The 11,424-nt window shown below is 42.7% G+C and carries 9 protein-coding genes; 5 read left to right on the forward strand and 4 right to left on the reverse strand.

From position 1 onward, the window contains the following. Positions 1-107 precede the first annotated feature (107 nt). The 4 genes from P2W71_RS14875 to P2W71_RS14890 form a co-directional block, all read right to left on the reverse strand. A complete protein-coding gene (locus P2W71_RS14875; RefSeq protein WP_276372060.1) occupies positions 108-728 on the reverse strand; it encodes an energy transducer TonB in 621 nt (206 codons plus the stop codon). Between the two features lie 1,074 nt (positions 729-1,802). After that, on the reverse strand, positions 1,803-4,280 hold the full coding sequence (locus tag P2W71_RS14880) for a T9SS type A sorting domain-containing protein (protein WP_276372061.1): 2,478 nt from the start codon (positions 4,278-4,280) through the stop codon (positions 1,803-1,805). Between the two features lie 144 nt (positions 4,281-4,424). Then, positions 4,425-5,756: a sulfatase-like hydrolase/transferase gene (locus tag P2W71_RS14885; protein WP_276372062.1), complete on the reverse strand. Its 1,332-nt coding sequence runs from the start codon at positions 5,754-5,756 to the stop codon at positions 4,425-4,427. Between the two features lie 193 nt (positions 5,757-5,949). Then, positions 5,950-6,309, reverse strand: coding sequence for a nuclear transport factor 2 family protein (locus P2W71_RS14890; protein WP_276372063.1), 360 nt, complete (start codon positions 6,307-6,309; stop codon positions 5,950-5,952). Positions 6,310-6,536: 227 nt separating this feature from the next. Between P2W71_RS14890 and P2W71_RS14895 the strand changes: the two genes are divergently transcribed. The 5 genes from P2W71_RS14895 (at position 6,537) to P2W71_RS14915 (ending at position 11,387) form a co-directional block, all read left to right on the forward strand. Beyond that, complete coding sequence (locus P2W71_RS14895) at positions 6,537-7,673, forward strand: DUF4249 domain-containing protein (protein ID WP_276372064.1); 1,137 nt, start codon at positions 6,537-6,539, stop codon at positions 7,671-7,673. Positions 7,674-7,840: 167 nt separating this feature from the next. Beyond that, entirely contained in the window at positions 7,841-8,788 is a 948-nt protein-coding gene (locus P2W71_RS14900) for an acetyl-CoA carboxylase carboxyltransferase subunit alpha (protein ID WP_276372065.1), read from the forward strand. 181 nt (positions 8,789-8,969) lie between these two features. After that, positions 8,970-9,821, forward strand: a complete 852-nt coding sequence (locus P2W71_RS14905) for an MBL fold metallo-hydrolase (RefSeq protein ID WP_276372066.1) — start codon at positions 8,970-8,972, stop codon at positions 9,819-9,821. A 115-nt stretch (positions 9,822-9,936) separates the two neighbouring features. Continuing rightward, positions 9,937-10,689 (forward strand): patatin-like phospholipase family protein, encoded by a 753-nt coding sequence (locus tag P2W71_RS14910; protein WP_276372067.1) that lies wholly within the window; start codon positions 9,937-9,939, stop codon positions 10,687-10,689. Between the two features lie 107 nt (positions 10,690-10,796). Further along, on the forward strand, positions 10,797-11,387 hold the full coding sequence (locus P2W71_RS14915) for an outer membrane beta-barrel protein (protein ID WP_276372068.1): 591 nt from the start codon (positions 10,797-10,799) through the stop codon (positions 11,385-11,387). Positions 11,388-11,424 lie beyond the last annotated feature (37 nt).

Raw genomic sequence — 11,424 nt, forward strand, 5'->3', positions numbered from 1 at the left:
TTTGAATATGGCAGTTAAAGATTATGCTAACATTTGTCCGAAGTTGGCGCGTAGAAAACTATGGGTCTAGCATCTCTACACGCCAGCCGATCGGTCAATAAATCAAATTAATTTCCTATCTCAAAAGTGATTGGAATACTGTATGAAGCGTCGACTGCCTTTCCATGTTGACGACCAGGTTCCCATGCTGGCATCGCTGCCACTACACGCACAGACTCCTCTTTAAAAGAAGCATCTACTACTTCGCCAACAACATCAGATGCAACGATTTCTCTCACCTGTCCCTTTTCATCAATAACAAAGTCAACAAAAACAGTTCCTTCAACACCATTTTGGCGAGCTTCCTCAGGATATTTCAAATTTTTGCTGAGATACTTTTTCAATTCCTTCATTCCTCCAACGTATGTCGGGGAAATTTCTGCTTTATAATAAACAGTTTTCCCAGTAGCATCTTTGTATGTAGGCGAAGACTTTGCCTTCTCTTCCATTGCCAGTTTTCTTTGTGCTTCTTTTTCAACACTAGCCTTGGCAATCTTTTCTCTTTTAGCTACGATTTCGTCCGATTTGGACACATCAACAGCTGCTTCTGCTTCTTCCCCTTCAGTTCCTTCAGCTGCTTCATTCTCTTCCTCGGTCGTGTCACTTGTGGATTCTTCTACCTTAGATGTGCAACTTTGGCCTATGACCAACGCTGACCCTAAAACTAAAAGCATGATAAATTTTTTCATAATATGTTTCATTTAATAAACGGATTTATTCGTCGGTTGCGAAGGTCGCGGTTCCACGACGAGATTCGTTACAATTATTGAGTTCAATGTTACATATCTCACGGGTTGCGTCGAAGTGCCGAAATCGACTAAAAGTTAATTCCCGCCTCTTGTACTCAGACAACGTGCTGACTGTAACCAAACTGGCATCTTTAAAAGCGGCACAAACTATCGTATATCCAAATTGATTCTTTACTTGCGTCGCAAGTACCTATAGTGTTGAAAGGCGATGATTCAAATTCTTCCCATCACGGCATGCGGAAAAAGCGATGTCTCCATGCTTGTCGCTCAGGCCTTTAAAATGACGATTCTCATGTTATATTTTCTTTTGAGCATATTAATGCTTTTTGGGAGCCCGATTCTGATTTTTATTATCTTGTAAAGTATTCATTATTAGTCATTCAATAGAATTAAGACCGATCGGAAACCTTAGCTTGGTTCCACTCTCGCTCCACTCTTTCTCCACACTGTCTGCACCATAGGAAAGCTGTTAGAAGGCGAGTGTCCTCAGGATTGCTCCATGCCAGCAGAACCACCGCTACTGCAAGTGTTTTTTACTACTATTCATCTACTGCAGTGCATATGAGTCTTCCTGCGTAGGGGAGCGCGACATTGAGGTAGAAAATGTTAACCGAAGACGGATTTCAACGAAGCGAGCGCGAGGCTCGTTTGTGGTACGCCAAGTGTCTGCGCTTGTTGGTGAGAAACACGCACATGGGCGTAGGTGTAGTACCTGAACAATGCAAGACCAATAGGATTTGATAAATCAGGTTACCGCGTGCGTGTGTATATCATGCCTACGGCACTTCGACTCAACTGTTAATAACGTGCTACCAATATCTAATGCCTACGGCACCAGGGCTGTCCACCTTTAACGATTTAATATCTGATGCATTATGTGTAGCTGAACGATACCATGCGAGACAAAGATGAACTCCATTGCACTTGTTAGTCCCGTAAACTGCTGACTCAATACACTCAAAAAAAAGCCTGCCAGATTTGCATCCGGCAGGCCTTTTCAAAATTCAATCTATTTTACTTTCTAACCAGTTTTCCGTGATCTACCGACTTCGAGGTAGTCAGGCGATAGTAATAGAACTTGTCTTTTCCACAACCGATGGCTGACCAATCGAAGGAGTAAGTCTTGCCTGCGCTAACATGTCCTTCGTATACTACTGCGATACGTTTACCACGTGCATCGTATATCTCGAGGCGAACCTTATCATTTGCTGAGGCTTTGTACTCAAACTTAACCTTGTCCTTGAAAGGATTAGGATATACATGGATCTTCGGCTTGCATGAATGTTCAGGTTCTTCTTGCGGTTCTTCAGGTAATGGATCTACTGGAGGAGGCTGTGTAACCACACATGGCTCGCTTGAAGAAGGATCACCACCACCGGTATTATCCCGAACTATACATCCGCCGGATACGGTATAAGAACAAGTTTGTGTACATCCGTTTTTCGTAATCGTCAGTGTAAACGTCGCGGTGCTTCCTGCATTACCTGCAGTAAATACTGCTGTAGAATCGCCGCTTCCGGAAGTAATAGCCCAGCTACCATCGGTACTTGCTACTGTCCACTCGAATGCAGATGCTCCGACGACACCGGTTGAAAGCACATTACCGGCAGACTTACAAACTACTGGAGTTGTAATCGGCGTGATCAAACATGACCAGCTGACAGATGCAGGTTCAACAACAAATTGTTTTGTAACCACACAACCTGATCCGTCCTTTATGTCAACGGAGTAGGTACCTGTGTTCAGGCCAGTAACATCTTGTGTTGTCGCACCTGTAGACCAGTTGTAAGTGTAAGGGAATTTTCCGCCCATAACTGTAAGATCAATTGCATAAGAACCTTCTTGTCCGCATTGTGAATTGTTTACGGCACTCGTCACCTCAATAGGAGTAGGTGTTAAGATGGCAAAGAATAATGTACGGGTACATCCGCTGGCGTCAGTAACCGTAACTGAATAAATGCCATTCACCAGGCCGCTAATGGTATTGTCTGTGTCACCATTCGACCATGTATACGTGTAAGGAGCAACGCCATCGGTAGGGGTTACGGTAATGGTACCAAGGTCGCCCGAACATGTAGGTTGGTTAACGATGCTGCTAACCTGTAATGGTTTTTTAAACACACTGATGGTTTGTTGTACTGAACAACCGCCGGCATCGGTAACAGTCACTTTGTAGTTACCTGCAACCAATCCTGAACGATCTTCTGATGTAGGACCGTCTTGCCACTGAATGGTATAAGGCGCAGTTCCACCTGATACACTTAAATCAATTGCACCTGAGTTATCGCCTAAGCAGCTTGTTGGTGTCACTATAAAAGTAACCGACATTGAATTGTTAACCCGAAGCGTATACGACCTTTCCACTGAACATCCCAACGCATCAGTTGCTTTCACCGTGTAAGTTCCTGCTCCTGCATTTTGAAGGTCTTCAGTGGTAGCACCTGTACTCCATAAGTAAGTATAAGGAGCGACTCCACCGAATGGAGTGATGTCAATGGCGCCATCAGTTTTAGAACATGATGCGTGACGCAACGATGATCCTAGTGTTAACAATGAACTGTTGGTCAGCATAAACGTTTTTTGTACTGAACAGCCCAATGAATCTGTAACCGTTACTGTGTATAAACCACTGACAAGACTAGTCAGGTTTTGAAGAGATGCGCCATTGCTCCATGCAAATGAATAACTTCCAGTCCCACCACTAACGTTGAGGTCTATCATACCGTTTCCAACGCCCGAACATGAAGGATTAATAATCGACTCGCTAATGAGTATAGGTGCAGGCGAGGTAATCTGATCGGTTAATGTAAGCGTATTGCCTTTAGCATCTTTAATCGTTACAGCATAGTTGCCGGCAGTAAGATTTTGTGCGGTGGCAGCCATCGATCCATTTGACCATGAATAGGTGTATGGCTCCTGACCTTCCTGAATGATGACTTGCATTTCGCCATCATTACCTGTGGGGCAGGTTAAATTTTTCTTTTGTATTGTAGCTAACAGCGCAGAACAATTTTGAGGAGGTTCCGGCTGTTCTTGTTGCAATGTATCGATGTCAACGCATTGTCCGAATTTGGCAGCCACTATGCCTAATTCTTTTGTACAAGTGCCACTGGAGCACCAAGTAAATTTAATCGTGAAACTCTCACCTGGATTAAAGCCACTAATGTCATCAACCTTCAATCCATATACGCCTGTCGTGCGATCTTTTCCAAAAACCATTTTCCAGTTTTCAGAATTCGTCGCATTTTTTATTTCACCGCAAGGTATTGCAATTGAATAATGTGAAAGTCCATAGGTGCGTGCACCATCATAGGATACTTTGATCTCGTATTCAACACACGTTTCAGAAACTGGTGTCTGTTTTACGATTTCAGAAGAGTAACTTTCGTTACTACACGAAGGACTACTTTTCTTTTTTCGCTTCGTTGCTAGCGCGTCTGTAGCAAAGAGCAGGCATAGAAGCCCAATTAAAATAGTATTGTATCGTTTCATAGTGGTTAGTTTGCTCTGTATACAGGGTAACCAGGGCGCACTTCACCATTATACAGGGAATTGGATTTTACCTCGGCGAAAGGAACAAAATTCAGGTCGAATTGGACTTACGAAAAATGGTCATTTTTGACATCAAAATGACCCTCAAAGTGGAATAGGTTGTAACACTGATCTTTGCCAAACGTTGTGCTTGTTTTTTAGCGTTTCAAACATCTTTTGGTTACCTTCTTTAAGATTATTTTTTTCGCCTGGATCGGCTATAAGATCAAAAAGATATTCTCCTTCATCATTCATCAGATATTTCCATTTTCCTTCTCTAATTGCTTTTTGATTCCCAATTTGAAAAGTTCTCCAATAAAAGGTACGATCAAAAATTTTCTGCTTTCCGATGCAAACCGGCAGCAAGTTTACACCATCCAACGTATTGGCTATACTGGATGCATTTGCTGCGGCAAGAATGGTGGCGGTCCAATCCATCGTAATGGCCAATTGATCTGTAGTAGTATTTGCAGGTATTGTACCTGTCCATCGTAGAAACGCTGGCACCCGGATACCACCTTCTTTCAACTCAGTCTTATACCCGGCGTATGGGCCCATGTCTGAAAATTTTTCACCACCATTGTCGCTGGTAAAAATCACCAATGTATTGCGTGATAGATTCGCCTGATCCAAAGCCAACATAATTTTACCTACGGCATTATCAAGGCTTGTCATCATGGCTTTATACTTGTCGGGCGATCCTCCTTCCCTCATAGCCGGGCCAACTAACGAACTATCCAGTGGTTCATCACCCGGCGCCATCCAGGGCCAATGCGGTGCGTTGAATTGCAAGCTTAAAAAAAATGGTTTTGAATGTTTTTGTCCGATGTATTCGGCGGCATGCTTAGCGAACACATCAGTGATATATCCTTCTTCCTGGATGACTGTTGAGTTTTTGTATAGCGCAGGTTTGCCTTTTACTTTATGCGATATATAATCTATTGCGCCAGGATGAAATCCAAAAAACTGATCAAAGCCGTTGTTTACTGGATGGAATTGTTCCTTTAAACCAAGGTGCCATTTCCCAATCAGCACCGTTTCATATCCAGCTTGCTTCAACATGCCTGCAACGGATTTCGAATCTGGTTTTAATCCTACAGCTGCTTCCTTTGGACTTCCTCGCAATGGTTCATATAGACCAACAGTTGTTCGCGCGGGATAAAGACCAGTCATGAATGCTACACGTGAAGGTGTGCAGATGGGCGCAGCTGAATAGGCATTCAAAAATTTAATCCCTTCCGAGGCAAGCTTGTCGAGGTGAGGTGTTTCATAATCTTTACGTCCGTAACAACTCAAGTCCGCATAGCCCAAATCATCTGCCATGATATAAATAATATTTGGGCGACTAGTTTGTGCTAAGGCGTTGCTGAAATTTAAGTTCAGGCAAACCAGTGTTATAAATAAAGTAAGTAAAAAGAATTGTAACCGGTTAACCATAAACACGCTTTGATTGAAGGAAAGAACTGAAAGGATTGAATTGTCTAAAGCTACAACGGAATACCATTTCCTTCAATAACCTTTTTGGGTGATCTTGGAATTGACTTCAGGTCGACTAGATTTAGACATTCAACCTAAAAGTTCTTACCGATCTCAAGTGGTGGCGCTATGCACATCTTGGCAGCGTGAGGCCTTAGACGAAAAACTCTTCGGAAATTATTTTTCCATCCTTAACCTGGTAAACACAAAGCTCCGGCGACTTCATCCGACCTTTGCCTTTCATGGTCATATCCATTGTTAAGGTAAAGGCAATGCTGTTGCCGGCGACCAAAGGTTCTGAAGTTTCAATGCTGTGCATCTTTTCAACCATAGCGTCGAACTTACGACCTTTCTCCCGTATGGCATTCAGGCCCCTGGTTTCTTTATCAAATTCCGGGGTGCTGTAAGGTTCAATGCTCACGACATCGTCAGCATATAATTCGTTGTGCGCACCCTCCCAATTAGCCTTACGGCAATAGGCAACTAGTTTTTTTGCAATGTCCATCGTTTCCATTGTGGTTTTGATTTATGAAATTCAATAATTAATAAAATATGAATAAACAGACGCTCTCGAATGGGCTAACAAGGCTGAGATTATATTGTTGGGATGGGCTTATGAAATCTATGTGCTGGAGGGCACACGCCCGTTTTTAGAAACTCCTTTTTTTGGATATTATTTTAAAGGTGTTTTACATATCTTGGTTCATACTTTAACGTATAAGTGGGGGTTAAGAATAAGTCATGCGGGCCTTTAAATTTTTCGGAATCTTTTTAATTGTATTTAGCTGTATAGAACCATATCATTTTGTGATCACCGACGAATCACCTGCGCTCGTGGTGGAAGGTTATATTTCAGATCAATCTTTTAATGATACGCGTACCTATCCATCGGATGGAAGGTATTTCACTATCAAACTCACCACCACCAGCAACGTTACTAACGTGAGGCCTACTCCAGTTTCTGATGCTGGCGTTAAACTCATTAGTGATGCAAATGAAGAATGGTCATACCAGGAGTCTTTTGCCGAACGTGGTTTATACGAATTATATGATTCTGCCTTTGAGGCAAAGGCAGGGGTTAAGTATAAAATACGGATATCTACAGAAGAGGAGACCTACGAATCTTCCTGGGAAGCGATGCCCAATACCCACGTGCCGCCTATCGGAACCGTTGGATTTGAAGAAACTGAAAGTCAGAAATACGTTATCGAAGCCAATGAAAGTGTATTGCGTACGATCAAAGAAATAAAAACACACATCTCTATAAATGAAAATAATTCAGGAGAAACGATTTACTACAGGTGGAAACTTACGCCCATGTGGGTCTTCATTGCACCTTTGTCGCCTAGTAAAACAAGACCAGGTTACATCTGCTGGGTAACGAGTCGCGATTATCTGAAAACATATTCGCTTCAAGTCGACAATGCCGGCGGATATGATAAAGACCTGTTCAGTATTCCCACTATCGCTAACGAAAGGATTCTGGATGACTTTTCGGTTCTGATACAGCAATACGCGATGACAGAAAACAACTATTTCTTTTGGAAAGAAATGTATGACCAAAATGAAGGAAATGTTTTGGTAGACAAGCCACCCTTTAATTTGCAGTCCAATTTTAAATCACTCTCGGGCGAGAAAAAGATTATTGGATATTTTGGAGTTGTACAGGAGCAGGCTACAAGGTGGTATTTCAATAAAAGTCAGTTAAGCTACCCCGTTAAAAACGCTTTTAAAGAGGGATGCGAAGTGTATTATGGTCCTCCCGCCCCCGGATGTCCCGAGCCAACGCCGGCGTACCCAGCGTGTCCTTGTAAATATTGTTTAGAATATCCCTTCGGAGATGCAACCAATGTACGGCCATCCTGGTGGAAGAAATGACGAATTAGCTGAGGAAGGCATCAAATGTGGTCTGGGTCGGAAGCAGGCGTTTTAAAGGCCTTAAGGATGTTGAATGAAAAGTAAAAAGAGCTCATTTGGCAATTCTATCCCAATTAATTACGGATATTTCGCAATCCTTCTAACTTTGTGCCCACATAATAAACCCTATGCTATTGGATTTTGAGAAGCCAATCGCGGAGCTGGAAGCGAAACTCGGTGATATGACGCATCTGACCAGCAACAGCGATCCGGAAGTCCAAGCCGCCGTAAAGGCGCTGGAAAAGAAAATATTAGAGTTAAAGAAGGAGACGTTTGCTAACCTTACGGGATGGCAGCGTGTGCAGTTGTCCAGGCATCCTGACCGGCCTTATACCCTGGATTATATTTATGAGATCACAACTGACTTCATTGAAATTCATGGAGATAGAAACGTGGGCGATGACAAAGCCATGGTAGGTGGTTTCGGTAGCATTGATGGCCAGACTTTTATGTTGATTGGCCACCAAAAAGGCAGAAACACGAAACAACGGCAGATGCGAAACTTCGGAATGGCAAATCCCGAAGGATACAGAAAAGCGCTTCGGCTGATGAAGATGGCCGAGAAGTTCAATAAGCCTATCGTTACTTTCATAGACACTCCAGGAGCCTTCCCTGGCCTCGAAGCGGAGGAGCGTGGGCAGGGTGAAGCGATTGCGCGAAACCTGAAAGAGATGTTCATGCTGAAAGTGCCTGTAATTTGTTTAATCATCGGAGAGGGGGCCTCAGGTGGTGCACTGGGTATTGCTATTGGCGACCGCGTGTTGATGCTCGAAAATACCTGGTATTCTGTGATCTCACCCGAATCATGCTCATCTATTTTATGGCGGAGCTGGGACTATAAAGAACAGGCCGCGGAAGTATTAAAGCTTACCGCCAAAGATATGCTGTCAAACAAACTCATCGATGGAATTGTAAAAGAGCCACTCGGTGGTGCGCATGTCGATGTAAAATGGATGGCGAACGAAGTCAAAAAGGTGATCCTTATAAAAACTAGTGAACTTCTTAAACTGCCTACTGAACAACTTATAGAACAACGCATTGCAAAGTTTACGGCAATGGGAGTGGTGAAGGAGTAGTGGGTAAGGTAATCAGTAATCGGGTAATCAGGTAATCAGGTTTGGGTTATCGGTAATCAGGTGATCGAGTGATCGGATGGGTGAGTTGGTTTTTTTTTAAATAAGCGTCACCTTCAGACTGCAGACTTCAACACTCAGAACCCCAACACTCCAACACTTCGCACTCCAACACTTTACATCCATGAAACTTCATATCATAGAAACTGGATTTTTTAAGCTTGATGGTGGGGCAATGTTCGGCGTCGTGCCGAAATCGATCTGGCAAAAGACGAATCCGGCAGATGAGAAAAATTTGTGTACCTGGGCCATGCGTTGCCTGTTGATTGAGGATGGCAATAAGGTGATCCTGATTGACAATGGAATCGGCACTAAACAAGATGAAAAATTTTTGAGTCATTACTACCTTCATGGTGATGACAATCTTATACAATCCATTCGTGCGGCAGGCTTCAGTGAAGATGATGTTACCGACATGTTTCTCACGCACCTTCATTTTGACCATTGTGGAGGAGGGGTGAAGCTGGCCAACGGTAAGCCTGAGCTCACATTTAAGAACGCACAATATTGGTCGAATGCTGATCAATGGAATTGGGCGGTAAAACCTAATGCCCGTGAAAAGGCCAGCTTTCTGAAAGAAAACATTTTGCCGATGAAAGAAAGCGGTCATTTGAAATTCATTGACCCCGGGATTTCTCCTTTTCCACAATTCGATATTTTTTATACGTCCGGACATACCGAGAAGATGATGATTCCAAAAATCAAGGTTAATGGAAAAACAATTTGTTATATGGCTGATCTGCTTCCGTCAGTCGGGCACATACCCTTACCGTATGTAATGGGCTACGACGTGAGGCCGTTGATCACCTTAGAAGAAAAGGAAAAGTTTTTAAATGAAGCGGCGGACAAACAATACATTCTTTTTTTTGAGCATGATGCCGTTAACGAATGCTGCACCGTGAAGCACACCGAAAAAGGGGTTCGATTAGACCGCACCTTTAAATTAAGGGAAGCCTTACAGGAGGCTTCCGTCTAAAAGCCATTATCGACAATAAGATCTCTGTAATCGTAGCGCCTGAAGCGTAGGGCAACTGCTGTAGGCTTTTCATTACCTTTAAGAAATTTTTAATTAAACAGAGATTGTTAGCACTATGAAAATAGGACTCGCATTATCCGGGGGCGGTGCAAGAGGGATTTCCCACTTAGGTGTTCTAAAAGCACTCGACGAATTCGGGGTTAAAATAGATTGCATCGCAGGCACCAGCACGGGTGCGTTGGTAGGTGCGCTGTACGCTTATGGATTGTCGCCAGAAAAAATTCTGGACGCAATTATCGGCACAAGGTTTTTTGCTTCACTACGTCCCGCCTGGACATTAACCGGACTTGTAAGCATGAATGGGCTTAAGGATTTGATTTTAAAATTCATTCCGGAAAATAATTTTGCATCGTTAAAAATTCCCGTCACCGTTGTGGCTACTAACTTAAACCAGGGAAAGGCCGAATATTTTACCACGGGAGATTTAATTCCAGCAGTTTTGGCATCGTCGTGTGTGCCTGTACTTTTTAATCCCATCCAATTCAATGGAGGTGTATACGTAGATGGTGGTATTGTGGATAACCTTCCAACGCAATGCCTTCGAAACCAATGCGAGTTATTAATCGGATCGCACTGCAATTTTATCAGCAACCAATTTGACGTAAAGAATTTTCGATCGGTTGTTGAAAGAAGTTTACTGATAGCAATCAGCGGAAATACAATCAATAGTAAAAATATTTGTGATATTTTAATTGAGCCTACCGAGTTGGGGAATATCAGTGCATTTGATGTCCGCAGTGCGCGGAATTTATTTAACGTCGGTTATGAATTTATGTTGAGGAATTTTGTAAAAGAAGATTTCGAGTGATTGGCAGTCCATGCGCACCGGAAAAAAAATCTTTATTAGTGGAACTTTTAGTAAACCCTTTTTAAAGTTCTCCGTACAACACATCAATTAAAACTATAACCAACAATATGAAAAAGATTACAATTTTAATGATTGCGATGTGTGCAACGGTAGGGGCTTATGCCCAATTTAATCAAGGGCGGATGTTAGTAGGGGGTTCACTCGCATTTCAATCCGTTACTAGTAAATACAAATTCGATGGACAAACTACTACGGAAGGTAAAAGTACTGACTTTTCGATCGCACCGCAGTTTGGTTATTTTGTAATTGACAACCTGGCAGTAGGCGCTACGTTAGACGTAACACTTTCTAAATGGAAAGACGACGATGGAGATTATGAGAGCACCGCTACCATTTTAGAATTCCAACCCACCGTACGTTACTATCTTCCTATGGGTGTATTTTTCCAAGGTCAATTTGGAATCGGTACAGGTAAGTACAAGGATGATGAAGATGGGAATGTTGACGAGGAAAAATTTACCAGAACTAGTTTTGCAGGTGCAGTAGGTTATGCGATCTTCCTGAATGACAACATCGCTATCGAACCAATGATTGGTTACGGATCAAGCGGTGACAAATACAAAGATGCCGATTACAAAGATATCAATAATGGACTTTTTGTACGCGTAGGTATACAAGCTTATCTTGGTAACAAATAAGAACGCAATTAGCCATAATAAGAAGGGCCTCTAGCCA

Origin of the sequence: Chryseolinea sp. H1M3-3, from assembly GCF_029360725.1 — a bacterium.
In the GTDB taxonomy this organism is placed as follows: domain Bacteria; phylum Bacteroidota; class Bacteroidia; order Cytophagales; family Cyclobacteriaceae; genus Chryseolinea.